Below are 24,983 nucleotides of genomic sequence, written 5' to 3'. Positions count from 1 at the left end.
GTACCGGTTGTTCAGCACCAGCGAGGGTGGCACCGGGTTGCTGGACGAGCGGTTGGCCGGCGTCAAGCCTGACCGCCCAGAGCGGGTCGGGCTCCGGCGAAACCCCGAAGGCCGACTACACCGAACGCGCCCACGTCCAGGCGTACCCCTCGTCTTCGCAGGAGCTGGCGGCCTCGCAGAGATCCAGCGGGCGGAAGGTGTCGACCATGACGGCCAGCTCGTCGAAGTAGTCAGCGCCGATGGAACGCTCGGCGGCACCCGGCTGGGGGCCGTGGGTGAAACCGGACGGGTGCAGGGAGATCGAGCCCTGTTCGATGCCGGAGCCGCGCCGCGCCTCGTAGTTGCCCCCGGTGTAGAAGAGCATCTCGTCGGAGTCGACGTTGTGGTGGTTGTACGGCACAGGGATCGACTGCGGGTGGTAGTCGACCTTGCGCGGCACGAACGAGCAGATGACGAAGTTGGGGCCCTGGAAGGTCTGGTGCACCGGCGGGGGCTGGTGGATGCGGCCGGTGATCGGCTCGAAGTCGTGGATGGAGAACGCCCACGGGTAGAGGTGCCCGTCCCAGCCGACCACGTCGAACGGGTGGTGGGCGTAGACGTAGCGGGTCCAGCCGCGCCGGTGCCGGACCAGCACCTCGACCTCCTCGCCGTCGACGAGCAGCGGGGCGTCGGGGCCGCGGACGTCCCGCTCGCAGTACGGCGAGTGCTCCAGGAACTGGCCGCGTACGGAGAGGTAGCGCTTGGGCGGACCGATGTGCCCGGACGCCTCGACGGCGAGCAGTCGGACGGGCTGGTCGCCGGTGGGCACGAGCCGGTGGATGGTCGAGGTGGGGATGACGACGTAGTCGCCGGCGACAGCGTCCAGCACCCCGAACGGGGACTCGACCCGCAGGGTGCCGGACTCGACGTAGAGGCAGTGGTCGCCGGTGGCGTCGCGGAACAGCGGTGAGGGTCGGTCGGCGAGGACGTAGCCGATCCGTACGTCGTCGTTGGCGAGCAGGTACTGCCGGCCGAGGATGGGGTCGGAGCCGCCGGTGCCCAGTTTGTGGGTGCGCAGGTGGCGGGGCTTGAGCGGCAGGTTCGGTGCCCGGGTGAACGCGGGCGGGGTGAACTCGTCGGCGGCCAGGATCGCTGTTGGCGCGTACCGGTGGTAGAGCAGGGACGAGTCGGAGGAGAAGCCTTCCTGGCCCATCAGCTCCTCGGCGTAGAGGCTGCCGTCGGGCTGCCGGAACTGGGTGTGGCGCTTGCGCGGCACCTCGCCGACGCTGCGGTAATACGGCATCTCGCCTCCCGATAGTTCCCGTTCACCGGCCGAAGGCGTCCGATAATCGGACGCTGTTGTCCGTTCCTCGTAGCGTCCCGTACATTCTTGTTCCGTGTCAACGCAGGTGCCAGCACTCCTCCACGGCCTGGTGGACGACGCCGCCGTCTTCCCACCGGGCAGCGCCGCGCTGCACGACGCCCTGGCTGCCCATCGCCAACACCGCGCCGCCTGGTACGCCGACCTGGTCGGCCCGTTGCTGATCCCCGCCTCGGACGTGGCCGCCGGTGCGCTGAGCGGACTCGTCGACCCGGGCGAGGGTCTGGTGGTCGGCGTGATCGGCGACACCGGGATCGGGAACCTGCCGTTCGCGCTGTCGTTTCTCGCTCCCGACGGCGTCACCGCGCGTCAGGTCGAGGTGGCGGTCGCCAAGCGCGGCGAGGACCCACTGCCCGGCATCGCCGAGTTGCTGCGGCTGACCGACGCGCTGCCGGGCGTGGAAACCGTCTACGCCGAACTGCCGCTGACCTTCGGGCTGATGGGCGCACTGGACGCGCTCGTCGCCGCGCGGGCCGACGGGGTGCCCATCGCGGCCAAGTTCCGCACCGGCGGCCTGGCCGCCGAACTCTTCCCCACCCCGACCGAGCTGGCCACAGTGATCTGCGCCTGCCGGGACCGGGGCCTGCCGTTCAAGCTCACCGCCGGGCTGCACCAGGCGATCCGACACCTGGACCCGGAGACCGGGTTCACCCACCACGGCTACGCGAACGTGCTGGCCGCGACCCTGGCCGCCGCCGCCGACGGTGACGGTGTGCGCTCCGTCGCCGAGCTGCTGACAGTGGTCGACCCGCGCCCCCTGGTGGAGCGCGCGACGGCACGGCTGGACCGGCCTCGCCCCCTCTGGGTGGGCTTCGGCTCGTGCAGCATCCTGGAACCACTGACCGATCTGATCCGGCTTGGGCTGGTGAACGGGGGCTACGACGCATGACCTGGGTGACCGGCGCCGACGGTTCGCCGTACGGGGTGACGAACCTGCCGTACGGGGTGTTCCGGCAGAACGGGGGTCCGTCGCGGATCGGTGTACGCATCGGGTCCTGGGTCTTCGACCTCGCGGCGGCCGAGGCCGCCGAGCTGGTGCTGGCCGCCGGCACGCTGTGCCGGCCCGTACTCAACGACTTCATGGCCCTGGGTCGTCCGCAGTGGACGGCGGTACGGCAGCGGATCACCGAGCTGCTCACCGACCCGGCGCACCGGGCCGCTGTGGAACCGCTGCTGGTGTCCCTCGACGACGTGGAGCTGCTGCTCCCCGTCGAGGTGGCCGACTACGTCGACTTCTACTCATCCGTTCACCACGCGTCGAACGTCGGGCAGATCTTCCGCCCCGGCCAGCCGCCGCTGCTGCCCAACTGGAAGCACCTGCCGATCGGCTACCACGGGCGGGCCGGCACTGTTGTCGTCTCCGGCACGCCGGTGACCCGGCCGACCGGGCAGCGGGCCTCCGCCGAGGGCCCGGTCACCGGCCCATCGGTACGCCTCGACATCGAGGCCGAGGTGGGCTTCGTGGTGGGGGTGCCCAGCGCGTTGGGCGATCGGGTCTCCGTGGACGACTTCGCCGACCACGTCTTCGGGGTGGTGCTGGTCAACGACTGGTCGGCCCGGGACATCCAGGCCTGGGAGTATCAGCCGCTCGGCCCGTTCCTCGGTAAGTCGTTCGCCACCTCGGTCTCGGCCTGGGTGACGCCGCTGGACGCCCTCGCCGACGCCTTTGTGCCGGCCCCCGACCAGGACCCGCCGGTGGTGGACTACCTGCGGGACGTGCCGCACCTGGGCCTGGACCTGCACCTGGCGGTCGAGTGGAACGGCGACCAGGTCAGTGAGCCCCCGTTCGCCACCATGTACTGGACCCCCGCGCAGCAGTTGGCACACCTCACAGTCAACGGGGCTTCGCTGCGCACCGGTGACCTGTACGCCTCCGGGACCGTCTCCGGCCCGGACCGAGGACAGGTCGGCTCCTTCCTGGAACTGACCTGGGGTGGCGCCGAGCCGGTCACTGTGGGTGGCGAGAGCCGTACCTTCCTCAACGACGGCGACACGGTGACCATCACCGCCACCGCGCCCGGCCTGGACGGCACCACCATCGCCCTCGGTGAGGTGTCCGGCACGGTTCGCCCGGCCCGGTAGAACCGGGGCTGCGGGCCCGGTCCATCTAGCGGCTTCCTTTGTCGAGTCGGATTACCGCGACCTCTCCGGAGCGCTCTGACCATCCGGTCTTCGAGTCGTCTCGTTCACGGGACTCTTGATCGCACAGCGGGTGCGATCAAGAGCCCTCGTTGCGCCGTTGGTCACGCGGATCAAGTCGTCCCACACGGGCCGGGCCACGCCCGGCACGTCGGTGGGGCAATCCCGACGCACACGGAGGTAACGACGATGCACGATCTTGCGGGCGCGGTCTGGCGTACCAGCAGCCGCTCAAACGACCAGGGGCTCTGCGTGGAAGTGGCGGACAACCTGGTCGACGTCCATGGTCTGGTCGGAGTCCGCGACTCCAAGGACCAGGCCGGTCCCACACTCGCGGTCAGCCCGCCGGGGTGGACAGCGTTCATCGGAGCGATTCGGGCCGGTCGCTTCGAGCGCTGACCGGCGCTTCGGCGCCGGTCGACGACGACCGGTGCCGAAGCGACCGCCCAATCGGACAGCGTGGCCCCCGGGTGGCGGAAATTCCGCTCCGGGGGCCCCGTCCGGCCCTCACTCCGCGTACCGTCGGGGACACGGGAGGGTGGCATGTCGACGGTGGCGATTACCGGGATCATCGAGGCGCACGCCGTCGATGTCTGGCGTCTGCTGACCGATCTGCCCGGCCGTGCGGCCCGGTTGACAGCAGCGGGCCCGATCGAGGTGCTCACCCCGGGTTCGTTCGGGCCGGGCACCTCCTGGCGCGAGGAACGGGTCCAGCCGGGCGGTGGCACGCTGACCGAGGAGTTCCTGGTGGTCGAGGCGCTCGCACCGCAGCGACTGGTGCTCTGTTCCTCCGGCACTGGCGCGGACTACCGCATCACGTGGAGCCTGCGGCCGGTCCGCCGCCGTCGTCGGGGTTGCACGGCGATCACCGTCACCCACGAGGCGGTGCCTACCGCTCCGTACGGTCGGGTGGTGGCGCTGCTGCTTGGCGGCCTGGCCGCGCGGGCGGTCGAGGCGGCGCTCTGGCGTGATCTCGCCGACCTTGCCGTCGCGGCCGGTGCCGCCGGCTCCGTCGAAGCCGCCTGAGCGCCAGGCGGTCGGCCCGCGCCATGACCTGAACGGGGTCCGGCCCCCTCCGCTGGGTAGGGTGCCGGGCGGAGGTGCGGCATGAGGTTCCCGAGAGGCCGGCGACGGCTAGCGATCGTGGTCGCGGCGCTGCTCGCGACGGCGGCCGTCGTGGTCATCGTCCACCGGGTCCTCGCACCGGCAGAGGTGAGCACCGTGGCGCGGGCCGACTATCCGGCCCCGGCCCGACCTGCTGCCGGAGTGATCGGTCGGTTGCCAGTCGCCCCGTTGATCGTCGACGGGAGACTGCGGGTGTACGCTGCACACCGCCAGGTCTACGCCGATCGGCCGGTCGACGGCCGGTACCGGACCAGCCCGTACTGGTCGTACCGGCGGTGGCCGGCTGAGCTGACCGGGGTGGTGGCCAGCGGCAGCACTGTGGTCAGCCGCTGGTCCGACGGGCAACTCGTCGCACTCGACGCCCGGACCGGCGGGGTGCTCTGGCGAGCCGACGGCCCGGAGCCCGTAGAGAGCACGGCGCCGGTGCGTCGTACCTGGGCGGCGACCGTCTGGGATGCGCCGGGGCTCCAGCTCACCGACCTTCCCGACGGGCGGATCGTGCTGGTGGTGACCGGGGATTCCCAGGCGCGTGGGGTCGAGCTGAGCGGCGGCCGGGAGCTGTGGCGGGTCGAGCTGCCCGGCAGGTGCCGTAGCGATGTCGGCACCAGCGCCACAGGGCTGCTGATCGGTCTGGACACCTGCGCCGGGGCGGCCACTGTCGAGTTCCGCGACGCGGCGACGGGCGAGGTACGTGAGCGTTGGCGACCGCCGGGCGGCCCGGACGGGTTCGTGGTGACGCCGCTCGGCTGTCGTACCGGCCTGTCGGACTGTCTGGGGTTGCGGACCGCGGGGCCGGGTGGCGAGGGCGGTCGGGGTTGGTTGCTGGCTGCCGGATCGCCGGTCGCCGCCCCCGCGTTGGACCCGGCCGGCGCCGCGCTGGTCGGTGAGCAGTCCGTCGCCGTGGTCGACGGGGTCGTGGTGGGTCGATCCGCGCGTACGGGCACCGAGCTGTGGCGGTCCGCGGGCCTGGGCACGGCCCGGGTGCTGGCCGGGCAGCCTGGCCGGGTGCACCTGCTGACCGAGGCGAACGATCTGGTGACGCTGGACCCGGTGACCGGTAGGCAGTTGTCCCGCTTCGTGCTCAATGTCGGCTCGGACGGGACCGGCTGGGCGCCCGGGGCGCTGACGGCCGAGGACGGGTTCGTCGCGATCGAGCGGCTCCGAAGGCCGGTCGACCCCACCGGCGACGACCGGCGCTACTACTACACCGGCGAGACGGTGATTCTGGCCGCCACCTGATCGTGGTGTCTTCGGCCGCGGAACACCGAACCATTCCATTCCCTTTGTCGTGAAAGGGTACGTTTTTCACGGTTCAGGTTTCCGGTGGAAGGGGTCGGCGCATGGCCAGGACAGCAGCCAACTACCTAGTGGGTGGCGCGCTCGCCGCCACCGCGAGCCTGGCGTTGGCGGTGTCGCCGGTGCTGGCCGCCGATCCCGCCTCGGCGCGGGGGCTCAACGCCGTCCGGGCCGAGCCGTCGGCGGACACGGGCGTCACCTTCGAGATCCTGCCGGCTACGCCGACACCCACGCCGACGCAACCGGGGCCACCCACGCCCACGCCGACGCAACCCACGCCGGCACCGCCTCAGCCCACACCCAGCCACGGGGGCCAGCTGCCGGTCACCGGTTCGGGCGGGTCGACGTTGCTGCTCAGCGGGCTGGGCGTGACCCTGCTGATCGTCGGTTGGCTCGCTGTCCGGCGTCGGCGCCCGGTCTGACGTACGACCGCCGCCGGCGGCTGGTGGAAGCCGCCGCCGGCGGTCCGGTGCTCGGCCGTCGGAGTGGGGTCACCGTCCGGCGGGAACCCGCTCCCGTGGCCTGCCGGTGGGGGGTCGGGGAGACCGACGGGACCGGCGGACCACCACCGCGAGGCCGGTGATGAGCAGCAGGCCGGCAACGGCGGCCCCCACGGTCCAGACGGATGCCATCCGGGAGATGACGCTGCCCCGCTTTCCGACCTGGCCTGGATCAGGGAACTGGATCTGCGCGGTGACGCTGCGCTTCACCATGCCACTCTCCAGGTTGACCTCGACCTTCCAGGGCCCGTTCGGCAACGTGGCCGGGAGTCGGGCGACGACCTGCCCGGAGGCGCCCGGCGCCAGCGTGACGCCCTGCCCCACCGGAAACGGGCCGGCCCGACTGCCGGCCGGGCCGTCGGTCAGGGTGACAGCGCCGGTGAGGTCGATGGCACGGCCTCCGGTGTTGTTGACCTGGACGGTCAGCGACGGCTCGCCCTCCGGGCTGCGGGCCGGGCGTACCTCGCCGATCGAGAAGTCGGAGGCGGGTTCGCCTCCGGGCCCGATGTCGAGGTACATCCGGACTCCGACCCGGTGGACCTGCATGATCTCGCCGCCGGCCCGGGGCGTCGAGGCGGTGGATGCCCAGACCACCCCGTACCGCTCGCCCCGAGAGGCGTTCGGCGGCACGGTGACCGTCGCTCGGACCCGGGTCTCTTCCCACGGTCCCAGCTCGACGGAGCGCTCGTCGAGGGTGATCCAGGAGGTCAGCTCGTTCTCGGCGCGTCCCTCGCCGAAGCGGAACGCCGCAGCCTCCAGGGTCGCGGCCGCCGGATACACGTCGACCCGACGGGTCTGGTCGGTGCGGTTGACGATCAGCAGTTGCCGCTTGATGGTGATGCCCGGCGGTAGGTGGTCGACGATGTAGCGCAGCGCCCGGGGGTCTGCGCGGCGCTCGGTCGGGGCTTCCAGCAACCGGATCCCGATGGTGCCGTCGTCCGATCCCGCTTCCGGTTCGACCGCGCCGGCCCGGGTCGACAGACCCGGACCGGCGAGGCAGAACAGGGCGAGGGCGACCGCGATGGTCGACCGCCCCCGGCGGCTACGCCACCGAATGTGTCACCGTGCCGGTGTAAACGCCCGCAATGCTGTCCAGCGGGACGTTGACGTCCAGGGTGGGGTTCCAGCTGGCGGTGTTGCCGCCGGTGCCGCCGCTGTGGGTGAACGCGGTGAGCGGGGTGACGCTGGAGAGCGGCTGGGCGTCGCCGGCGGTGGCCTGCCCCGGCGTGAAGGTGCCCGTGCCGGTGGTGGCCGTCGCCGGGCCGGACCAGTAGTCGATCTCCTCGGGGAGAACCGTCTCGGGCGGGGAGCCGCCGCCGGTCTGGAAGACGCTCGCGGTCACCGAGGCGACCCAGGAGGCGTCGGCAGCGCCTCGCGAGTCGGTGACCGTCACCACGCCGAGCTGGCCGGTGATGACCCCACCGGGGGCACCGTCACCGAGGTCGGCGGCGGCCGGCGCGTCGATGTCGAGGGTGCCGGCGAGTACCTCGAAGGTGACGGTGGTGGTGTCGGTGGGCGCGGCGGCGGCCGGCGTGGCGAGGAAGCCCACCATCGCCGCGGCGGCCGCCCCGGCAAGACAGATCTTGGCAGTACGCACTGTGGTTTACCCCGTTCTCGAAGTGAGCCGGACGCGATCCTCGGCACGTCTGGCTACTTCGCAAGATAGGGGCTAAGTGGGCACTTAAACGGACAAACAACTCATCTGTCACCACTTGGTCACAGGAGGTTCAGGCCAGCGCTGCCTCCGCAGCGGCCAGGAACGCGTCGTTCTCGGCCGGCGTGCCGATGGTGACCCGGACCCCGTCTCCGGCGAACGGCCGCACGATCACCCCGCGCGCCTCGCACGCCTTGCCGAACGCCACGGCCCGCTCGCCCAACGGCAGCCAGACGAAGTTGGCCTGGCTCGTCGGCACCTCGGGCACGAACTTGCGCAGCGCCTCGGTGACCCGGTCCCGCTCGGCGACGACAAGGGCGCAGCGGCGCTCCATCTCCGCCACCTGGGTCAGCGCGGCGAGCGCACCGGCCTGGGCCGCGGTGCTGCTGGAGAACGGGGTCGCCACCTTGCGGATGGCGGCGGCCACCACCGGCTGGGCGACCAGCCAGCCCATTCGCAGCCCGGCGAGCCCCCACGCCTTCGACAGCGTGCGCAACACCGCCACGTTCGGCCGGTCCAGGTAGTCGAGACCGTCCGGGACCTCCGCGTCGGTGACGAACTCCCGGTACGCCTCGTCGATGACCACCAGCACGTCGTCCGGCACCGCGTCGAGGAACCGGTCCAGCTCGGCCCGGCGCAGCGCCGTACCCGTGGGGTTGTTCGGGTTGCAGACGAAAATCACCCGGGTCCGGTCGGTCACCGCCGCGGCCATCGCCGCCAGGTCGTGCCCGTGCCCGGCGTCGTTGGGCACCCGCACGCTGGTCGCGCCGCTGGTCGCCACGATGATCGGGTACGCCTCGAAGGACCGCCACGAGTAGAGCACCTCGTCGCCGGGCAGGCAGGTGGCACGCACCAGGTGCTCGGCCAGCGCCACCGAACCGCAGCCGGTGGCGATCCGGTCGGCGTCCACCCCGTAGCGTTGGGCCAGCGCGTCCCGCAGCGCGACCACACCCATGTCCGGGTAGCGGTGCGAGGTGGTGATCGCCTCGGTGACCGCCTCCACCACTCCGGGCAGTGGCCCGTACGGCACCTCGTTGCTGGCCAGCTTGATGGCCTCCGGCAGGCCCAACTCCCGGGCCAGGTCGGCGGGGCTGCGCCCCGGCACGTAGCTGGGCAGCGCGTCCAGGTCGACGCGGGTCAGCCGCAGCGCCGGGTGGTGACGTCCGGAGTCGGTCATGGGGTGTCTCCCGGGGGCTGGTTACGGTCGTTCGAGGGGGCGTTATCGGTGTGTGGGGGGACTTCGACGACCACCGTCTGTGCGCGCTTGTCGTGCAGCGCCTGGCGCAGGGGGTGGTCGAAGAGGGGGGAAAGCGCATCGACCAGTTGCAGCACCAGGCCGAGCCCGGCGCAGTACCAGAGCAGAGTCGGCAGGCCCAGCGTGCTCCACCTGCTCAGCGCCCGGCGGACGCCCAGCGGCTGGTCGGCGGCCATCGGCACCGCCCGGATTCGCATCACCCGCTTGCCGACGGTCTGCCCGCCGGAGGCCATCGTCGGCACCTCGTACGCCAACCAGAGCGCGGTGGCGATCAGCAGGATCGCCACCAGCAGAGAATTGGCCTGCTCACTGGGCATCGGCAGGCCGTCGGCGGAGGTGTCGCCGCGCGCCGCGCGCCGGAAGACCTCCTGCCAGTACGGCGCCCACTCCTGCGCCCAGCGCCAGACGAACCAGCCGTTGACAACCACGTTCAGTGCGAAGACGAGGCCGAAGTCGATCAGGCGGGCGACCAACCGACGGCCGTAGCCGGCCAGCCGCAGGCCGTGCGGTCGCGGCTCGGGCGGTCGTCCGGGCCAGCCGGGGTGACCGGCCGGTGGCGCCCAGCCGGGAGGGGTGCCCTGCGGGGTCCAGCCCGGCGGGCCGCCCTGCGGACCCCAACCGGGAGGACCCGCCTGTGGTCCCCAGCCCGGACCGTGCCCCGGCTGCGCGCCGTGCCCCGGCTGCGCGCCGTACCCAGGAGGTGGGCCCTGCTGGGGCGACCAGCCCGGCGCGCCGGTGGCCGAGTCGGGGGTCGTCGACGCCGCGGGCGCGGCCGGGGTGACCGGCGCCGGCGGTGGCTCGGCCGGCGGCGGACCGTCCGGCGGGGTCGCGTCGACGGGAATGGGCGCACCGAGCCAACCCTCGCCGTCCCAGTAACGCCGGGTCTCGGTGTCGGCGGGGTCGACGTACCAACCAGGTTGAACGCTCACGCCATCGCTCCGCTTCGCTTCGCGACGGCGCGAGGCGCCACCCTACTGAGGCTGCTGGTTCGCTCGCTGCGCTCGCTCACTGGGACACCTTAACGACGACCGTCTGAGCGAACTTGTCGTGGAGGCACTGCTGCCACGGCTTGTCCCAGAGTTGCCACAACCCGTCCAGGTAGCTCAGCCCAGGGACGAAGCCAGAGAACTGCTGCACCAGGAACCGCTTCGCGGCGGCCCGGCGGTCGAGGGAGCGCGTCGGGTCGAGCGGCACGATCTGCAGCTTCATCATCTTCTTGCCGAAGGTCTGGCCGGTCTTGAACATCATCTCGACGTAGTAGACGTACGCGAGCACGAGCGAGATCACGATGATCCCGAGGTCCAGCCACAGCAGGGGCAGCAGGATTTCACGGAGATAGTCGGGCTCGCGGATCGAGCCGTCCGACGCGAACAGGGTGAGATCGGGCGCAACGACAACAAGGAAGATGATCGCCGCGGGCACCGCGAGCACCAGGCCGACCACCATGAAGACCGCGGCGTCGAGCAACATGGCCAGCAATCGATCGCTGAAGCTGGCCAGCGGCTGTCCGCCCGGGGTCAGCGTCGGAGGCGGGGCCACCGGTCGCTGTGGTCCGCCGTAGAACTGCGGCGGGGCGTACCCGGGTGGGGCGTACTGCGGCGGCGCGGCGTACCCGTGGGGGTGTGGGCCGGGCTGCGGCGCGAGGCCGCCGGCGGTGGGTTGGAACCCACCGGCCGGCGGCGTCGGGTACGACGGAGGTTGCGTCACGCTCGCAAGTGTTACAGGTTGCCGCGGGCTTCCTGCTCCCGCTCGATCGCCTGGAAGAGCGCCTTGAAGTTGCCCTTGCCGAAGCCCAGCGAGCCGTGCCGCTCGATCAGCTCGAAGAAGACGGTGGGACGGTCCTGCACCGGCTTGGTGAAGATCTGGAGCAGGTAGCCGTCCTCGTCCCGGTCGACCAGGATCTTGCGGGCCTTCAGCTCCTCGATCGACACCCGCACCTTGCCGATCCGCTCGCGCAGCTCCGGGTCGTCGTAGTACGAGTCCGGGGTGTCCAGGAACTCCAGGCCCGCCGCGCGCATCGCGTCGACGCTGGCCAGGATGTCGTTGGTGGCGACGGCGATGTGCTGCGCGCCCGGGCCCTGGTAGAACTCCAGGTACTCGTCGATCTGGGACTTCTTGCGGGCGATCGCCGGCTCGTTGAGCGGGAACTTCACCTTGCGGGTGCCGTTCGCCACGACCTTGCTCATCAGCGCCGAGTAGTCGGTGGCGATGTCGTCGCCGACGAACTCCGCCATGTTGGAGAAGCCCATCACCCGCTTGTAGAACTCGACCCACTCGTCCATCCGGCCCAGCTCCACGTTGCCGACCACGTGGTCGACGGCCTGGAAGAAGCGCTTCGGCTGGATGCCGGCGTCGATCATCGGCTGCCGGTCCACGATCGGGCCCCGGGCCACGAAGCCGGGCAGGAACGGGCCGGTGTAGCGGGACCGGTCGACGAGCGTGTGCCGGGTGTCGCCGTACGCGGCGATGGCGGCCATCCGAACGGTGCCGTGCTCGTCGGTCACCTCGTGCGGCTCGACGACGCTGGCGGCGCCCTGCGCGATGGCGTGCGCGTACGCGGCGTCCACGTTCGGGACCTCCAGCGCGATGTCGCTGATCCCGTCGCTGTGGCGGGCGACGTGCTCGGCGCCCTCGGCGTCCGGGCGCACGGCGCCGGTCAGCACGAACCGGGCCGAGCCGCTGGTCAGCACGTACTGGGCGTGGTCCCGGTAGCCCTGCTCGGGGCCGCGGTACGCCACGCAGGTCATGCCGAAGGCGGTGGAGTAGTAGTGGGCGGCCTGCTTGGCGTTGCCGACCAGGAAGTGCACGTGGTCGAGGCCCCGGACCGGGAACGGGTCGTGGCTGATGTCGTGGTCGACAGCGCCGACGAGCCGGTCGACGTCGACGTCCTCGGTCGACTGGGGTCGGTCGATCGCCTGGGTCATGGTGGGCTCCCTCGCGTACCGGCCGGCCTTGTGGGCCGCCGTGGTCGGTTCTTGTGGCGAGGATCGCTGCCTCGGCATCGAGTGGGCAACTGTTGGCGTAAATGCTGGTCAGGTTGCGCATTCGGTATGGTGTTCACTCATGAATGGTGAGCAGAATGTACAGCTCGACGCGCTCGACGTGCGCTTGATCGAACTGCTCGCCGAGGAGCCGCGGATCGGGGTGCTGGAGTGCTCCCGGCGGCTCGGGGTGGCCCGGGGCACAGTGCAGGCGAGGCTGGACAAGCTCGTCGAGCGGCGGGTCATCGAGGGCTTCGGCCCCGAGATCTCGCCGGCCGCGATCGGGTTCGGGGTGACCAGCTTCGTCACCCTGGAGATCAGTCAACGACACGGCCACGACCCGGTCACCGCTCACCTCGCCGCCATCCCCGAGGTGCTGGAGGCGCACACCATCACCGGCTCCAGCGACCTGCTCTGCCGGATCGTGGCCCGCTCCAACACCGACCTGCAACGGGTCATCGACCAGATCGTCTCGTCCGCCGGCATCACCCGCGCCTCGACGATCATCGCGTTGGCCGAGCAGATCCCCTACCGCACGCTTCCGCTGGTGCGCAGCGCTGTTCGGGCCGAGGGAAGGGCGCTCTAACACCTCCGAGCGCAGAAAGCGCGGCGACACGGCGGCGCGGGCGTACGGAAGATCCGTGATCGTGGCTACGGTGTGCGGGTGGCGAAGGGGAGCGTGCGCGGTGGGCTGCTGCTCGGCCTCGCCGTGGTCGTCGCGCTCGCCGCCACCGGCGTGTGGAACCCGTTCCCCGGCCTGTGGGACTGGGTCGATCGCAGCGAACCCATCTCCGAGCCCGACGTGGTCTGGCAGCAACGGGTCGGCGGCACTCCGCGCAGCGTGACCATTGCCGGCGACGCGGTCGTGGTCGAGCAGCGCACCCGGGTCGAGGCTCGCAGCCTGGCCACCGGCGCCCAGCTCTGGGAGCGCAAGGCCGACTGGGCGGCGGTCGCCGGCGGCGACCGGGACCCGGTCGTAGCCGTGGGCAAGCTCCTGGTCAAGGGGTACGAGCTGCTCGACCCGACGACCGGGGTGACCCGGCGGCGTGACGATGACGCGGTGGCCGTGTGGACGTACCGCAACCTGCTCCTCGACGCCAGGTGCACGGACGCCACCGACTGCACCCTCAGCGCCTGGGACCCGCGTGGCACGACGCCGCTCTGGACGGCCTTCCTGCCCGGAGTCCACAGCGGCCTGCTCGCCGACAACCCTGGTCTGCGCGGCACCCGCCGGCTCACCTCCACCCGGATCGACGACGGCGTGGCCGGGGCGGAGGCCGCGCCACCGCTGCTCGGCTTCCCGGTCGACGGTCGGGTCCACGTGGTCGACACCGCCACCGGCCGGGTGCTGCAGAACGTCGAGCCCGGCCGGGAGGAGCGGCTCTCCGTGGTGGGCGGCCGGCTGCTGCGGATCTCGGCCCGCTCCCAGGACGGCACCTGTTACTTCGCCATCTCCGCCCGGGACTCGGCGACCGGGCAGGAGGCCTGGCAGCGGGCCGGCATCAACCTGCGCACCGCCGACTCCGCCGGCTGCGTGCAGCGCGAGGACCCGCAGGGTGCGCGGAACGTGCTGATCGGCGTCGCCCCGGACGGCCGCGAGACGGTCATCGACGGGTACGACGGCCGGCTGCTCTGGGTCGGTGAGCCGGGCACCAAGCTGATCGCTGTGGACGACCGTTCGGCGGTGTTCCGGGCCGCCGACAAGCGCTCGGTCATCGCCCGCGAGCTGGGCACCGAGAAGGTTCTCTGGACGCGACAGGCCAGCGGCAAGGCCGGGGCCGCGCTCACCCCCTACGCGGCGGTGGTGGCCGATGAGAAGCCGTCCCGGCTGGCGGCACTGGACCCGCGCACCGGCCGGGAGTTGGCCGCCCTGCGCACCTCGGCGAACGCCCTCGCCGTCGGCTCACAGGGGATGATCATTGGTGAGGGGCGGGAGATCGGGTACGTCCGATTCGGCGCGTCCGGAAGCTCGCCCACCCGACCGCCCAGCGATGATGGGAATCCCGGGCCGGGCGGCCCTGGCCCCGGCGGGCCGAACGACGGCGACTGCGGGCCGAAGGGGGAACTCTGCCCCGACCCGGGCGGCGGCAAGGACGGCTGAGCGGGCGGTTCGTCCGAAGATCGGGATGGCGACCGGGCCCGGCACGCCCGGTGGATGAGAGCGGCGTCCCAGGACCCGCCCGGCGGGTGGGAGTGATCGACCGGTCTGCCCTAGGCTTGCCGCTCATGAGCAGTGCCGCCGCATTCTCGTACGCCCCTCTGCTGCCGACCGGCCCGGACCAGACGGACTATCGCCTGGTCACCGACGAGGGCGTGGACGTCGTACACGGCCCGGGAGGCCGTCGGTTCCTCACCGTGGAGCCGGCCGCGCTCACCGCGCTGACCGCCGAGGCGATGCACGACATCGCGCACTTCCTGCGTCCCGCGCACCTGGCGCAGCTCCGGGCGATCATCGACGACCCGGCCGCTTCGCCGAACGACCGGTTCGTCGCGCTGGACCTGCTGCGCAACGCCAACATCGCCGCCGGCGGTGTCCTGCCCATGTGCCAGGACACCGGCACCGCCATCGTGATGGGCAAACGCGGTCGACACGTGCTGACCGACGGTGCCGACGCGGAGGCCATCTCCCGGGGCGTCTACCAGGCGTACACCAAGCTCAACCTGCGCTACTCCCAGCTCGCCCCGCTGACCATGTGGGACGAGCGGAACACCGGCAGCAACCTGCCTGCCCAGGTGGACCTGTACGCCGAGGACCCGGACGGGCACCCCGACGCGTACAAGTTCCTGTTCATGGCCAAGGGCGGTGGCTCGGCCAACAAGTCGTACCTCTACCAGGAGACGAAGGCGCTGCTCAATCCAACGCGGATGATGCAGTTCCTGGAGGAGAAGCTGCGGCTGATCGGCACCGCCGCCTGCCCGCCGTACCACCTGGCCGTCGTCATCGGCGGCACCTCCGCCGAGTACGCGCTGAAGACCGCGAAGTACGCCAGCGCCAAGTATCTTGACGCGCTGCCGACAGCGGGTTCGATGAGCGCGCACGGCTTCCGTGACCTGGAGCTGGAGGCGGAGGTGCTGGAGCTGACCCGCAACTTCGGCATCGGCGCGCAGTTCGGTGGGCGGTACTTCTGCCACGACGTACGGGTGGTCCGGTTGCCCCGGCACGGTGCGTCCTGCCCGGTGGCGATCGCCGTCTCCTGCTCGGCGGACCGCCAGGCCGTCGCCAAGATCACTCCGTCGGGTGTGTGGCTGGAGCGGCTCGAAACCGACCCGGCGCGGTTCCTGCCCGACGTCACCGACGATTCGCTCGACGCCGAGCTGGTGGTCCGGGTCGACCTGAATCGGCCGATGGACGAGATCCGCGCGGAGCTGTCGAAGTACCCGGTGAAGACACGCCTCTCGCTCTCCGGGCCGCTCGTGGTCGCCCGGGACATCGCCCACGCCAAGATCGCCGAGCGGTTGGACGCCGGTGAGCCGATGCCGCAGTACCTGCGTGACCACGCGGTCTACTACGCCGGCCCGGCGAAGACCCCCGAGGGGTACGCGTCCGGCTCGTTCGGCCCGACCACCGCCGGCCGGATGGACGCCTACGTGGAGAAGTTCCAGGCCGCCGGCGGCTCCCAGGTGATGCTGGCCAAGGGCAACCGGTCGGGTCAGGTGACCCGCTCCTGCCAGCAGCACGGCGGCTTCTACCTCGGCTCGATCGGCGGCCCCGCGGCCCGCCTCGCCCAGGACTGCATCAAACATGTCGAGGTGCTCGAATACGCGGCGCTGGGCATGGAGGCCGTCTGGAAGATCGAGGTGGAGGACTTCCCCGCCTTCATCGTGGTCGACGACAAGGGCAACGACTTCTTCGCCGAGGTCACCAAGCCGGTGCTCACCGTCGGCCGCCGCTGACCCGACAGGTACGCAAACGGGCGCCGGGCGAACTCGCCCGGCGCCCATTCTGTCGCCTGTGCTCTGCCGACATCGGTACGCCCGACCCCTGGGGTGGGACGGGCGCACCGCCCCCGTCGGATGCCGTCACCGACAACTCGCGATGAGTGTGCTGCGCACCGCTGTCGATCCGCTCTCAGATCACTATCGCCTGAGCGAGGCGGTCTGTTACCGCCGGACTACTCTGCTGGAAGTTGCACCACTGATGCGGGAGAGCAGATGCGGTTCGGGATCCTGGGGCCCCTGCGGGTGGGCGGTGGCGAGTCCACTGTCACCGCCGGACGCGACCGGATCGTGCTCGCCATGCTGTTGTTGCGGGCCGGCCGGCTCGTGCCGGTCGACGAACTGGTCGACGCGGTATGGGAGGACCGCCCGCCGGCCACCGCCCGGGCGCAGTTGCAGACCTGCGTGTCGCGGTTGCGCCGCCGGTTCACCGAACTCGAGCTGGCACCGGACCTCATCGTCACCGACCCGGCGGGGTACGGGGTGCGTACCGCACCGACCGACCTGGACGCCGAGGTCTTCACCCGGGGTGTGGAGGCGGCCCGATCCGCCGCGACTGCCGGTCGCCTGGTAGACGCCCGTGCCGAATTCCGCGCCGCCTTGGCGTTGTGGCGCGGGCCGGCGCTGGGTGGAATCCCGAGCCGGAGCGTCCGCCGTCGTGCACAGGCACTCGACGAGCAGCGCCTCACCGCCTTGGAGGAGTGCGTCGACGTCGAGCTGCGCCTTGGCCAGGCAGCCGAGCTCATCGAGGAACTCGCGGAGAGCGTCGACCGGCACCCGTTGCGGGAGCGGCTGCGCGGCCAACTGATGCTGGCGCTGTCCGCGGTGGGGCGGCAGGCCGACGCGCTCGCGGTCTACCGGGAGGGCCGGCGGTTCTACGCCGACGAGTTGGGCATCGAGCCGGGTGCCGAGTTGCAGGAGCTGCACCAGCGGGTGCTCGCCGGTGACCTGGCCCTGGCTGGTCGGGAAGCTCGGCCGATCGCTCCGGTCCGCTCGCTGCCCCGGGCGATCGGCGACTTCACCGGCCGGCAGCAGACGCTGGCCCGCCTGGTAAAGGAGGTGGAGGCCGGGGCCCGGATCCAGCTCATCGACGGCATGGCGGGCAGCGGCAAGACCACCCTCGCGGTGCATCTCGCCACCGCTCTCGCAGACGACTACCCGGATGCCCAGCTCTACCTCGACCTGCATGGGCACAGCGAGCGCACGCCGTTGACGCCGGCTGCGGCGGTGGCAACGCTGCTGCGGCAACTCGGTGTGCCCGACGAGCGCGTACCGGCGAACCAGGACGACCGGTTGGCGCTCTGGCGCTCCGAGCTGTCCGGCCGGCGGGCCCTGCTGGTGTTGGACAACGCGGCCACCGCCGACCAGGTGACACCCCTGCTGCCCAACGGCTCGCGATGCCTGATCCTGATCACCAGTCGTCGACGGCTGGTCGGGGTGGACGAGGGTCGACCTTCGTCGCTTCCCGTGCTCGACACCGACGAGGGGGTCGAGCTGCTGGGGCGGGTGGTCGGCATGAACCGGGTGGCAGCCGAGCCGGAGGCCGCCACCGAGGTGGTCCGACGCTGTGGTCACCTGCCTCTCGCCATCCGACTGGCCGGTGCCCGACTGGCACACCGACCCCGTTGGCGGATCGCCGACCTGGCCGAGCGGCTGAGCACCCGACCGGACCCGTTGGCCGAGTTCGAAGCGGGCGAACGGTCCGTCGGTCGAGCCTTCGCCCTGTCGTACGCCCAGGTGTCGCCGGCGGCGCAGCGCGCGTTCCGGCTGCTGGGTCTGCACCCGGGGGTACGGTTCGACAACCTGGTCGCGGCCGTACTGGTCGAACTGCCGCTGCCCGAGGTCCAGGACCTTCTCGACGAGTTGATCGACGCGCACCTGGTGGAGGAGGCGGAGCCCAGCCGCTACCGGTTGCACGACCTGGTCCGGGAGTACGCGCGGACGCTGGTCGCCGAGCCTGAGCGGGCAGGCGAGCGGCGGGACGCCATCGAGCGTCTGCTCGATCACCACCTGCACGTCGCCACGGCGATCGCTCGCGAGAGGGAGCTCTCCTCGACCCAACCGCTGATCTTGGTGACGGTACCGGTTCGGGCTGACCTGGTCACGATCGTCACCGAGCAGGGTCGAACCTGGCTCAACGAGAACCTTGCCCTGTGGCCCGCACTGGTCCGGTTGGCGGAGACCGAGGGGCTTCTCCAGAAGTGCTGGCAGTTGGCGAGGGCGTGCTGGCACGCGCAGTTCGAGAGTGGCCGCCTGGACGAGTTGATCGAGACGCACTCCGCGGGCCTGCGCGCCGCCGAGGAGTTGGGCGACGATCGGGCGGTCGCGACAATGCTCAACTATCTCGCCTCGGCCCACTACCGGTTGGGTGCTTTCCCCGAGTCGATCCGGGTGATGGAAAGGTCGCTGGAGATTTTCCGCCGGCTCGGTCTGCGCCGCGAGTTCCGCAACACCCTTGGCAACCTGGGCACCTCGTACGCCGCCAACTTCGAGTTCCGCCGGGCCCGGGAGTGCTACGACGCTGCCCGCGCGCTGGCGACGCGGCTGCGCGATAAGGAGGCGCTGGCGAACGAACTCAACAACCTTACGATGACCCTGCTTCTCTGGGGACGGTTCGACGAGGCGCTGCGCACCGCCCGGCGGCACCTGGGGATCGCCCGCGAGATCGGCGACCCGCGCCGGATCGGCAACGCCCTCGGGCACCTCGGGATGACCCGGCATCGGATGGGTGACGTGGTGCCGGCCGAGCGGTTGCTGCGGGTGGCGCTGCGCGTCAAGCGAGAGGTGGGCACCCGGTTTGGCGAGGGTGAGGTGTTGAACGAGATCGGGATGATGGAACGGGAGGCTGGCCGTCCGGAACAGGCCGCCGACCTGCACCGTGCGGCACTGGTCGCGATGACCGAGGCGGGGGATCGCATCGCGCAGTGCGGCTCGCGCAACCTGCTGGCCCGAGCCATCCTGGATCAGGGGGACGTGACCAGCGCGCTCGACCTGCATCGTCGGGTGCTCGTCGACGCCACCGGGCTGGGTTCCCCACGCGAGCAGGGCCTGGCGCTGGAGGGCATCGCCCGCTGCGTACGGGCCACCGATCCGGCGGCGGCCCGCGCGCACCTGGAGCAGGCGCTGGCGCTGTTCCGGCAGATCGAGTCACCGGACCAGCACGAGGTGGAACGGCTGCTCACCGAGTTGGGCTGACGGATCATCTGCGAGTCGGCCACGGGCGCGGCAGGATGGTACGCGTGACGACTCCAGAGGCGACCGGTTACCGCATCGAACGCGACTCGATGGGCGAGGTGGAGGTGCCCGCCGAGGCGCTGTGGCGGGCGCAGACCCAGCGCGCGGTGCAGAATTTCCCGATTTCCGGCCGGGGCCTCGAACCGGCCCAGATCAAGGCCCTCGCCCAGATCAAGGGCGCGGCGGCCGAGGTCAACGGCGAGCTGGGCGTGATCGACGCCAACGTGGCCGCCGCGATCGCCGCCGCCGCCGCGCACGTGGCCGACGGTGGTTACGACGACCAGTTCCCGGTGGACGTGTTCCAGACCGGCTCGGGCACCTCGTCGAACATGAACACCAACGAGGTGATCGCGACCCTGGCCAGCCGGGAGCTGGGCTCGCCGGTGCACCCGAACGACCACGTCAACGCCTCCCAGTCGAGCAACGACGTCTTCCCGTCCTCGATCCACCTGGCGGCCACCCAGTTCATCGTCGAGGACCTGCTGCCGTCGCTGGCCCACCTGGCGTCGGCGTTGGAGGCCAAGGCCGCCGAGTTCGAGACTGTGGTCAAGGCTGGGCGTACCCACCTGATGGACGCCACCCCGGTCACTCTCGGCCAGGAGTTCGGCGGGTACGCCGCCCAGGTCCGCTACGGGATCGAACGGCTGGAGGGCGCGCTGCCCCGACTGGCCGAGCTGCCGCTTGGCGGCACCGCCGTCGGCACCGGGATCAACACCCCGCTCGGCTTCGCCGCCGCCGTGATCGACAAGCTGCGCGAGTCGACCGGATTGCCGCTGAGCGAGGCGCGTAACCACTTCGAGGCGCAGGGCGCGCGGGACGCGCTGGTGGAGACCTCGGGGCAGCTGCGGACCGTGGCGATCGGCCTCTACAAGGTCGCCAACGACATCCGCTGGATGGGCTCCGGCCCTCGCGCCGGCCTGCGCGAGCTGCGCATCCCGGACCTCCAGCCCGGCTCGTCGATCATGCCGGGCAAGGTGAACCCGGTGGTCGCCGAGGCGATGCGGCAGGTCTGCGCCCAGGTGATCGGCAACGATGCGACCGTCGGCTTCGCCGGCTCACAGGGCGACTTCGAGCTGAACGTGATGCTCCCGGTGATGGGCCGCAACCTGCTGGAGTCGATCCGGCTGCTCTCCGCGGTGAGCCGGCTCTTCGCCGACCGGCTGGTGGTCGGCCTGGTCGCGGACGCCGAGGTCTGCCTGGCGTACGCCGAGGGCTCACCGTCGATCGTCACCCCACTCAACCGCTACCTGGGGTACGACGAGGCCGCGTCGATCGCCAAGGAGGCGCTGGCCAAGCAGACCTCGATCCGCGAGGTGGTCATCTCCCGGGGCCACGTCGACTCCGGCAAGCTCACCGAGACCCAGCTCGACGAGACGTTGGACCTGCTCCGGATGACCCATCCCTGACCCGGCTCGCCCCGCCCGCGCGGCGCTGTCCTGCCTGCGCTGCCCGGCCTCGCTTTGCCGTGGGCTGCCCTGGTCAGGGCAGGTGCCGTGGTCTCGCCCAACCGAGAAAGCGGGCGAAGAGCGCGGCGGGGTCGGGGCCGTCGTGCGGGTTGAGTCGGTACAGGTCGGCAGCGGCCTCGTGCAGGACCGTGCACAGGTAGATGCTCAACCCGATGCGGTCGTGCGCGTACTCCTGGCGCAGGGTGAGTCGGGCGACCGGGCACGGCCATGGCGCGGCGCAGACCCGGCAGAGCCAGAGCGGGCGCAGCGGCAGGTGCGGTCGACGTGGTGTCGTCGCGCGGCCGTCCGGGGCGATCCGGGACATGCTGTGGCCTTTCGTTGACCGGGCTTGCGCCGGGCTGCGCCGGGCTTGCGCCGGGTTGCGCCGGGCTGCGCCGGGCTGCGCCGGGCTGCGCCGGGCTGCGCCGGGCTGCGCCAAGATCGCGCTCGACCCTGGACCGCGCCGATCTTGCAGTTTGTGTTGCCGACATGGGTGGATATGCCCCTTGCGCCGGGACAGAAAGTGCAAGATCGCGGAGCAGGGTCGGGTCGGGCTTGGCGATCATGGAGTGGTGGTGCTGGGTTTGCGCTTTTGTGGGCGCTTTGCGGCCCACCACTACTCCATGATCGGTGAGGCGGTGCCGGTTACGGACAGCCGTTCCGCCGGACGCGGCTGCGGCGTCCTGGATGTAGTGGCTTCCGCGGGTCGGGACCTCACTGTTTCCACGATTGAGCACGATCTTGTGCGGTTGGCCGGGGTGGCCGGCGTGGTCGTGGTCGGGGTCGGGGTCGAGGGTCGGGTTGATGATCGGGTTGGGGCGGGTCGGGGTGGTGGGCGTGGTCGGGGGATGTCGTGGGATGTCTTGGGCGGATGCTTCGTAGCTGACTCGTTTGTGGCATCACCTCCGCCGTCCTGAGTGGTGGGCTCCGGTTGTGGCTGGCTGGGAGGTGGGACCGCCCGGCACGGGGGAGCGGGCGGTCCCGTGCGGTACCGGCAGATCCCGGGGGACGGGGAGCGGCGCCGCGCTTCACAGTCTGGTGATCAGGCGACTACGGTCGGAAGGGTTTGGCCGCGTCGTCATAGTCGCCCTGTTTTGGGTGGCAGCGCCGCTGGCGGCCGGCTGGAGATGATCGTCGGCGAGGTGGAGGGCGGGCACGGCATGGCCGATGGACAGATGACTGCGGCGGCGTTCCTGATCGCTGAGCTGCGCCGGGCGCGGGCTCGGCGCAGCTGGAGTCAGGACGAGCTGGCCAAGGCGGTCAACTACTCGGCGTCGATGGTCAGCGCCGTCGAGCTGGGTCAGCAGCCGCCCACCGCCAAGTACCTGGAACTGGTCGACCGCGCCCTGGACACCGGCGGCCTCTTCGGCCGGATGTCCACCGAACTGGTCAGCCTGGACCGGGCGCAGCCCTGGCTACGCGGCTGGCGCGCGATCCTTGCGGAGGCGCGGGCGCTGCGATGGTTCGACCCGCTGCATGTCCCTGGGCTGCTGCAAACCGAAGGCTATGCCCGTGCCATCTTCGAGTCAGATCGACTGCTCGACGCCGATGAGGTCGAGCGTCGTCTGGCGGATCGGATGGACAGCCAGCGGGTCCTCTACGAAGACCGCCCGCCGCAGGTGGTAGCGGTGCTTGACGAGTCGGTGCTGAGGCGACGTGTCGGCGGCCGGAAGGTCATGTGCGAGCAGTCGCTGCACCTGGCGCGCTTGGCGACCGAGCATCCGCGGGTTCAGCTCCACGTGGTTCCTCGCTCGGCCGAGGAGTATCCCGGCCTGAACGGGCCATTCATCCTCGCCACTGTGGCCGACCATAGCGATCTTGCCTACCTTGGTGGCCAGATCGGCGGCCAAGAACTCGATCGGCCTGCGGATCTGTTGCGTCTACAACGGACCTGGGAAGCTACCCTCGGGCAGGCGTTGCCACCGCAGGAGTCGATCGAGTTGCTGAGGGAAGTGGCAGAGTCGTGGAGTTGACCGACGCTCGATGGCGTAAGAGCAGCCGGAGTGGTTCCAACGACCAGTGCGTCGAGGTGGCGACGAATCTTGGGGACGTGGTCGGGGTGCGGGACAGCAAGGACCCGGACGGGCCCGTACTCGTTGTCGACGCGTACTCCTGGCGGCTCTTCGTGGTCGCGCCCCCGCGTTGATCCGACCGCCTCGCCCGCGACGGCGGTCTGGTTTTCCGCGCACCTGGCCCTGGTAAACGGCTCGACGGGGTCCTGAGCGGGGCGGATGATCTCGGCCATGGGTGACGATGGCGCGGCGGTGCCGGCGGGGACCGAGCGGCTGCGGTTGCGGCGGCTGATTATGGCCGACGTGGACGCGCTGGTCGAGTTGGACAGCGACCCCGAGGTGATGCGTTTCCTCACCGGGGGTGTCGCGACCCCGCTGGCCACCGTGCGTGACGAGCAGTTGCCGAGGCTGCTGGCCCAGTACGACAGGTTCCCCGGGTTGGGGCGGTGGGCGGCGCATGATCGGAAGTCCGGCGAGTTCCTGGGTTGGTTCGCGTTGGACCCGTCGGCGGACGGCACCGAGGCCGAGTTGGGCTATCGGCTGCGCCGCTCGACGTGGGGGCGAGGGCTGGCCACCGAGGGGTCGCGGGCGCTGGTCCGGTACGCCTTCGACACCGTCGGGGCGCGTCGGGTCTGGGCCGAGACGATGACTGTCAACGATCGCTCCCGGCGGGTGATGGTGAAGGCCGGGCTGCACTACGTGCGGACCTTCCACCTCCAGTGGGACGACCCGATTCCGGGCACCGAGCAGGGCGAGGTGGAGTACGAGGTGCGGGCCGAGGAGTGGGCGACCGTCGGTCAGGAGCGGCCGGCGGCCCGGCGAGCGCGGTAGGCGGTCACCGCGGCACGGTTGCCGCAGCCGGCCTCGCAGAACCGCCGGGACCGGTTGCGGGACAGGTCGACGACGACGTTGTCGCAGTCCGGGTATTCGCAGATCCGCAACCGGCTCAGCTCGCCGGTACGGACGAGGTCGGCCATCGCCATGGCGGCCTCGACCGCGATCCGGGTGGCCAACGGCGCGTCGCGGGGAACGGCGTGCAGGTGGTACGGCTCGTCGTCGTGCTCGATGAGCTGAGGCAGCGCCTTGTGTTCCAGCAGCAGGCCGTTGACCACCGCGACGATCTCGGGTGGTTCGGCGTACCAGATTCGGCGCAGTTGGGGACGCAGCTCCCGTACGGCGCGCAGCTCGGCCTCGGTGTGCTCGTGCCGGCCGCTGTAGGAGTGGCGATCGAAGAACGCGTCCAGCGCAGCGACGTCGGGCAGCAACTCACCGTCCCGACCCGCGGTGTTGACCAGCCCCGCGGCGGCGATCAGCGAACACTCGGTGTCATGAGCGAATAGCATCTTGACTCCTGTCAGGGCTTCCGCCTAGCGTCATCAGTACAAGGATAGTTTGCTCATGACACGGTGCCCATTGCGAGGAGCGCGACATGCACTCACGACCTGCTGCCGGTGTCGGACTTGCGCTGCTCTCCGCAGTCACCTTCGCCACCTCCGGCACCTTCGCGCGATCGCTCATCGAGGCCGGCTGGTCAGCCGAGTCCGCGGTGATCGCCCGGGTCGGGGTGGCCGCCCTGGTGTTGGCGATCCCCGCCCTGCTGTCACTGCGGGGCAAGTGGGGCGTGCTGCGAAGCAACGCCACGGCCATCGGGCTGTTCGGGCTCCTCGGTGTGGCGCTGGCCCAGGTGTGCTTCTTCAACGCCGTGCGCTACCTGCCTGTCGGTGTCGCACTGCTGCTGGAATACCTGGGCATCATCCTCGTCGTGGTCTGGATGTGGCTGCGGCACGGGCAGCCGCCCCGCCGGCTCACCATCGCCGGCTCGGTGGCCGCGCTGGCCGGGCTTGCGTTCGTGCTCGACCTCGCCGGCACCGCCGACTTCCACCCGGTGGGCGTGCTCTGGGGGCTGGGCGCGGCGTTCGGCCTGGCCGGATACTTCGTGCTCGCCGGCCGGGTCGACCCCCGGCTGCCCTCGGTCGCCATGGCCAGCGGTGGAATGGCCGTCGGTGCCGCTGTGCTGCTCCTCGTCGGGCTGACCGGCCTGCTGCC

24 protein-coding genes are annotated in these 24,983 nt (G+C 71.1%); 15 read left to right on the top strand and 9 right to left on the bottom strand.

The window, feature by feature from the left end; all coding sequences use genetic code 11:
- Window positions 1-115: 115 nt before the first annotated feature.
- Window positions 116-1,282: a cupin domain-containing protein gene (locus tag AB0C20_RS23550; RefSeq protein WP_357183506.1), complete on the bottom strand. Its 1,167-nt coding sequence runs from the start codon at window positions 1,280-1,282 to the stop codon at window positions 116-118.
- 94 nt (window positions 1,283-1,376) lie between these two features.
- Here AB0C20_RS23550 and AB0C20_RS23545 point away from each other — a divergent pair, with 94 nt between their 5' ends.
- The 6 genes from AB0C20_RS23545 (at window position 1,377) to AB0C20_RS23520 (ending at window position 6,342) form a co-directional block, all read left to right on the top strand.
- A complete protein-coding gene (locus AB0C20_RS23545) occupies window positions 1,377-2,249 on the top strand; it encodes a hypothetical protein (protein WP_357568745.1) in 873 nt (290 codons plus the stop codon).
- Window positions 2,246-3,442, top strand: a complete 1,197-nt coding sequence (gene fahA, locus AB0C20_RS23540) for a fumarylacetoacetase (RefSeq protein WP_357183511.1) — start codon at window positions 2,246-2,248, stop codon at window positions 3,440-3,442. Before AB0C20_RS23545 ends, fahA begins: the two co-directional genes overlap by 4 nt.
- 246 nt (window positions 3,443-3,688) lie before the next feature.
- On the top strand, window positions 3,689-3,898 hold the full coding sequence (locus tag AB0C20_RS23535) for a DUF397 domain-containing protein (RefSeq protein WP_030327888.1): 210 nt from the start codon (window positions 3,689-3,691) through the stop codon (window positions 3,896-3,898).
- A gap of 144 nt (window positions 3,899-4,042) precedes the next feature.
- Window positions 4,043-4,525 carry an SRPBCC family protein gene (locus AB0C20_RS23530; protein WP_357183514.1) on the top strand — a complete coding sequence of 161 codons (483 nt, stop codon included), beginning with the start codon at window positions 4,043-4,045 and terminating at the stop codon, window positions 4,523-4,525.
- An 81-nt stretch (window positions 4,526-4,606) separates the two neighbouring features.
- The gene (locus AB0C20_RS23525) at window positions 4,607-5,863 is read left to right on the top strand and encodes a PQQ-binding-like beta-propeller repeat protein (RefSeq protein ID WP_357568743.1); all 1,257 of its coding nucleotides are present in this window, start codon (window positions 4,607-4,609) and stop codon (window positions 5,861-5,863) included.
- Window positions 5,864-5,964: 101 nt separating this feature from the next.
- The gene (locus tag AB0C20_RS23520; RefSeq protein WP_357183520.1) at window positions 5,965-6,342 is read left to right on the top strand and encodes an LPXTG cell wall anchor domain-containing protein; all 378 of its coding nucleotides are present in this window, start codon (window positions 5,965-5,967) and stop codon (window positions 6,340-6,342) included.
- 69 nt (window positions 6,343-6,411) lie between these two features.
- On the opposite strand, the gene AB0C20_RS23515 is transcribed toward AB0C20_RS23520, so the two are convergent.
- The 6 genes from AB0C20_RS23515 to hppD all read right to left on the bottom strand — a co-directional run bounded on the left by AB0C20_RS23515 (window position 6,412) and on the right by hppD (window position 12,253).
- Window positions 6,412-7,335, bottom strand: a complete 924-nt coding sequence (locus tag AB0C20_RS23515; protein ID WP_357568742.1) for a hypothetical protein — start codon at window positions 7,333-7,335, stop codon at window positions 6,412-6,414.
- A 127-nt stretch (window positions 7,336-7,462) separates the two neighbouring features.
- Window positions 7,463-8,017: a hypothetical protein gene (locus AB0C20_RS23510; RefSeq protein WP_266304276.1), complete on the bottom strand. Its 555-nt coding sequence runs from the start codon at window positions 8,015-8,017 to the stop codon at window positions 7,463-7,465.
- Window positions 8,018-8,147: 130 nt separating this feature from the next.
- Complete coding sequence (hisC, locus tag AB0C20_RS23505) at window positions 8,148-9,251, bottom strand: histidinol-phosphate transaminase (protein WP_357183527.1); 1,104 nt, start codon at window positions 9,249-9,251, stop codon at window positions 8,148-8,150.
- A complete protein-coding gene (locus AB0C20_RS23500; protein WP_357568741.1) occupies window positions 9,248-10,258 on the bottom strand; it encodes an RDD family protein in 1,011 nt (336 codons plus the stop codon). The genes hisC and AB0C20_RS23500 overlap by 4 nt, the downstream gene beginning before the upstream one ends.
- Window positions 10,259-10,334: 76 nt before the next feature.
- Window positions 10,335-11,036, bottom strand: a complete 702-nt coding sequence (locus AB0C20_RS23495; RefSeq protein WP_357568740.1) for an RDD family protein — start codon at window positions 11,034-11,036, stop codon at window positions 10,335-10,337.
- Window positions 11,037-11,047: 11 nt separating this feature from the next.
- Window positions 11,048-12,253, bottom strand: coding sequence for a 4-hydroxyphenylpyruvate dioxygenase (hppD, locus tag AB0C20_RS23490; protein WP_357568739.1), 1,206 nt, complete (start codon window positions 12,251-12,253; stop codon window positions 11,048-11,050).
- 139 nt (window positions 12,254-12,392) lie between these two features.
- Here hppD and AB0C20_RS23485 point away from each other — a divergent pair, with 139 nt between their 5' ends.
- The 5 genes from AB0C20_RS23485 (at window position 12,393) to AB0C20_RS23465 (ending at window position 20,886) form a co-directional block, all read left to right on the top strand.
- A complete protein-coding gene (locus AB0C20_RS23485; protein ID WP_357183539.1) occupies window positions 12,393-12,896 on the top strand; it encodes an Lrp/AsnC family transcriptional regulator in 504 nt (167 codons plus the stop codon).
- Window positions 12,897-13,001: 105 nt separating this feature from the next.
- Window positions 13,002-14,411, top strand: coding sequence for a PQQ-binding-like beta-propeller repeat protein (locus AB0C20_RS23480; protein ID WP_357183910.1), 1,410 nt, complete (start codon window positions 13,002-13,004; stop codon window positions 14,409-14,411).
- A 125-nt stretch (window positions 14,412-14,536) separates the two neighbouring features.
- Complete coding sequence (locus tag AB0C20_RS23475) at window positions 14,537-16,204, top strand: fumarate hydratase (protein ID WP_357568738.1); 1,668 nt, start codon at window positions 14,537-14,539, stop codon at window positions 16,202-16,204.
- Window positions 16,205-16,462: 258 nt separating this feature from the next.
- Window positions 16,463-19,441: a BTAD domain-containing putative transcriptional regulator gene (locus AB0C20_RS23470; RefSeq protein WP_357568736.1), complete on the top strand. Its 2,979-nt coding sequence runs from the start codon at window positions 16,463-16,465 to the stop codon at window positions 19,439-19,441.
- Window positions 19,442-19,476: 35 nt separating this feature from the next.
- On the top strand, window positions 19,477-20,886 hold the full coding sequence (locus AB0C20_RS23465) for a class II fumarate hydratase (protein WP_357183546.1): 1,410 nt from the start codon (window positions 19,477-19,479) through the stop codon (window positions 20,884-20,886).
- Window positions 20,887-20,959: 73 nt separating this feature from the next.
- Here the strand turns inward: AB0C20_RS23465 and AB0C20_RS23460 are convergent, their stop codons facing one another.
- Window positions 20,960-21,250, bottom strand: coding sequence for a hypothetical protein (locus AB0C20_RS23460; protein WP_357183549.1), 291 nt, complete (start codon window positions 21,248-21,250; stop codon window positions 20,960-20,962).
- An 835-nt stretch (window positions 21,251-22,085) separates the two neighbouring features.
- On the opposite strand from AB0C20_RS23460, the gene AB0C20_RS23455 reads away from it, so the two are divergent.
- The 3 genes from AB0C20_RS23455 to AB0C20_RS23445 all read left to right on the top strand — a co-directional run bounded on the left by AB0C20_RS23455 (window position 22,086) and on the right by AB0C20_RS23445 (window position 23,768).
- Window positions 22,086-22,898, top strand: coding sequence for a helix-turn-helix transcriptional regulator (locus AB0C20_RS23455; protein ID WP_357568746.1), 813 nt, complete (start codon window positions 22,086-22,088; stop codon window positions 22,896-22,898).
- On the top strand, window positions 22,889-23,071 hold the full coding sequence (locus AB0C20_RS23450) for a DUF397 domain-containing protein (RefSeq protein WP_357568735.1): 183 nt from the start codon (window positions 22,889-22,891) through the stop codon (window positions 23,069-23,071). The genes AB0C20_RS23455 and AB0C20_RS23450 overlap by 10 nt, the downstream gene beginning before the upstream one ends.
- A gap of 97 nt (window positions 23,072-23,168) precedes the next feature.
- Window positions 23,169-23,768: a GNAT family N-acetyltransferase gene (locus tag AB0C20_RS23445; protein WP_357183555.1), complete on the top strand. Its 600-nt coding sequence runs from the start codon at window positions 23,169-23,171 to the stop codon at window positions 23,766-23,768.
- Here AB0C20_RS23445 and AB0C20_RS23440 read toward each other — a convergent pair.
- The gene (locus AB0C20_RS23440; protein ID WP_357183558.1) at window positions 23,735-24,280 is read right to left on the bottom strand and encodes a CGNR zinc finger domain-containing protein; all 546 of its coding nucleotides are present in this window, start codon (window positions 24,278-24,280) and stop codon (window positions 23,735-23,737) included. The genes AB0C20_RS23445 and AB0C20_RS23440 overlap by 34 nt on opposite strands.
- A gap of 86 nt (window positions 24,281-24,366) precedes the next feature.
- Here AB0C20_RS23440 and AB0C20_RS23435 point away from each other — a divergent pair.
- Window positions 24,367-24,983: DMT family transporter (locus AB0C20_RS23435; protein WP_357568734.1), on the top strand; the 617-nt coding region annotated here is incomplete at its 3' end.

The sequence above is a fragment of the Micromonospora sp. NPDC048843 genome (assembly GCF_040649965.1).
GTDB classification, from domain to species: domain Bacteria; phylum Actinomycetota; class Actinomycetes; order Mycobacteriales; family Micromonosporaceae; genus Micromonospora; species Micromonospora hortensis.
This window is presented reverse-complemented; position numbering and strand designations above follow the sequence as displayed.

What these genes read in the sequence shown, in the direction of transcription:
- AB0C20_RS23440 (WP_357183558.1), bottom strand. Translation starts at nt 24,280, where the DNA reads ATGCTATTCGCTCATGACACCGAGTGTTCGCTGATCGCCGCCGCGGGG.
- hppD (WP_357568739.1), bottom strand. Translation starts at nt 12,253, where the DNA reads ATGACCCAGGCGATCGACCGACCCCAGTCGACCGAGGACGTCGACGTC.
- AB0C20_RS23475 (WP_357568738.1), top strand. Translation starts at nt 14,537, where the DNA reads ATGAGCAGTGCCGCCGCATTCTCGTACGCCCCTCTGCTGCCGACCGGC.
- AB0C20_RS23520 (WP_357183520.1), top strand. Translation starts at nt 5,965, where the DNA reads ATGGCCAGGACAGCAGCCAACTACCTAGTGGGTGGCGCGCTCGCCGCC.
- AB0C20_RS23470 (WP_357568736.1), top strand. Translation starts at nt 16,463, where the DNA reads ATGCGGTTCGGGATCCTGGGGCCCCTGCGGGTGGGCGGTGGCGAGTCC.
- AB0C20_RS23535 (WP_030327888.1), top strand. Translation starts at nt 3,689, where the DNA reads ATGCACGATCTTGCGGGCGCGGTCTGGCGTACCAGCAGCCGCTCAAAC.
- AB0C20_RS23455 (WP_357568746.1), top strand. Translation starts at nt 22,086, where the DNA reads ATGGCCGATGGACAGATGACTGCGGCGGCGTTCCTGATCGCTGAGCTG.
- fahA (WP_357183511.1), top strand. Translation starts at nt 2,246, where the DNA reads ATGACCTGGGTGACCGGCGCCGACGGTTCGCCGTACGGGGTGACGAAC.
- AB0C20_RS23485 (WP_357183539.1), top strand. Translation starts at nt 12,393, where the DNA reads ATGAATGGTGAGCAGAATGTACAGCTCGACGCGCTCGACGTGCGCTTG.
- AB0C20_RS23445 (WP_357183555.1), top strand. Translation starts at nt 23,169, where the DNA reads ATGGGTGACGATGGCGCGGCGGTGCCGGCGGGGACCGAGCGGCTGCGG.
- hisC (WP_357183527.1), bottom strand. Translation starts at nt 9,251, where the DNA reads ATGACCGACTCCGGACGTCACCACCCGGCGCTGCGGCTGACCCGCGTC.
- AB0C20_RS23460 (WP_357183549.1), bottom strand. Translation starts at nt 21,250, where the DNA reads ATGTCCCGGATCGCCCCGGACGGCCGCGCGACGACACCACGTCGACCG.
- AB0C20_RS23525 (WP_357568743.1), top strand. Translation starts at nt 4,607, where the DNA reads ATGAGGTTCCCGAGAGGCCGGCGACGGCTAGCGATCGTGGTCGCGGCG.
- AB0C20_RS23550 (WP_357183506.1), bottom strand. Translation starts at nt 1,282, where the DNA reads ATGCCGTATTACCGCAGCGTCGGCGAGGTGCCGCGCAAGCGCCACACC.
- AB0C20_RS23465 (WP_357183546.1), top strand. Translation starts at nt 19,477, where the DNA reads ATGGTACGCGTGACGACTCCAGAGGCGACCGGTTACCGCATCGAACGC.
- AB0C20_RS23530 (WP_357183514.1), top strand. Translation starts at nt 4,043, where the DNA reads ATGTCGACGGTGGCGATTACCGGGATCATCGAGGCGCACGCCGTCGAT.